1 protein-coding gene is annotated in these 1289 nt (G+C 40.0%); it reads right to left on the bottom strand.

All coding sequences use genetic code 11. The annotated features are described in order from the left end of the window. Positions 1 to 1023 (bottom strand): inosine 5'-monophosphate dehydrogenase (gene guaB, locus VP97_RS22880; RefSeq protein ID WP_050184498.1); only part of this gene is annotated, 1023 nt, incomplete at its 3' end. Positions 1024 to 1289 lie beyond the last annotated feature (266 nt).

Raw genomic sequence — 1289 nt, 5'->3', positions numbered from 1 at the left:
ATCTGCAATAATCGCTTTACCATGCTTGCGCGCTTCTGTTGCACAGTCATACACTGCTGTAATTTGAGGTACCCCTACACCAGCAACAACACGTGTTGTACAAATAGAACCTGGTCCAATTCCTACCTTCACAACGTCTACGCCCGCTTCAAACAACTCGCGTGTCGCTTCAGCAGTAGCGACATTTCCAGCAATAATGTTCAACTCGGGATAAGCTGAACGAATCTCTCTTACAGTGTTAATCACACCTGCTGAGTGGCCATGTGCCGTATCGACCACAATAACGTCTACCTGGGACTTAACAAGCATTTCAACACGTTTCATCGTGTCTCCTGTTACCCCAACAGCAGCGCCTGCTAAAAGGCGTCCCTGTGCGTCTTTTGCAGAGTTCGGGAATTCAATGACTTTTTCAATGTCTTTAATCGTAATAAGACCTTTCAAAACGCCATCTTTATCGATAAGTGGAAGCTTTTCAATTTTATGTTTCTGGAGAATTTTCTCTGCTTCATCAAGTGTTGTTCCTACAGGAGCAGTCACAAGATTTTCCTTCGTCATTACATCTGTTATTAAGATGGAATAATCCTGGATAAAGCGAAGATCACGGTTAGTCAGGATGCCAACAAGCTTTTGCTCTTCCTGGTTGTTTACAATCGGCACACCAGAGATGCGGTACTTGCCCATTAAATGCTCAGCATCAAATACTTGATGCTCAGGTGTTAAAAAGAATGGATCACTTATAACGCCGCTTTCAGAACGTTTTACTTTGTCTACCTGTTCAGCTTGCTGTTCTATGCTCATGTTTTTATGAATAATTCCCAACCCGCCTTGACGGGCCATTGCAATAGCCATGTCGCCTTCTGTTACAGTGTCCATCCCTGCACTAATCATCGGGATGTTTAATTTCAAAGTAGGGGTTAGTTCTACTTTTAAAGATACATCTTTTGGAAGCACCTCAGATTTAGCTGGCACAAGCAATACATCATCGAACGTTAATCCTTCTTTTTTAAACTTATCTTCCCACATATTTAATTAAGCCTCCCTGACCGAAAAATATTATTAGTAGGTTATCAATTGAACGGGTATAATGTCAAGGTTCGCTTTATAAGTTAGATTTTTTAGAATTTTCACACTTAAATCCGAACGTTTAAGCAAACACTTTTTTCACGCGGCAGGGGACCAGTATTTATCATATTGAGTATCATGCGAGAAAGAATTTTCTTTATTAAGATATTCTTTTGTTTTATTTTAGCTTGTTCTTCAAAAATTACAACAAAAAAGACAACCTGATT

The organism is Domibacillus robiginosus (assembly GCF_000966195.1).
Taxonomy (GTDB): Bacteria; Bacillota; Bacilli; order Bacillales; family Domibacillaceae; genus Domibacillus; species Domibacillus robiginosus.
Note: the sequence above shows the minus strand (reverse complement) of the source record. Positions and strands in the feature narration are given on the sequence as shown.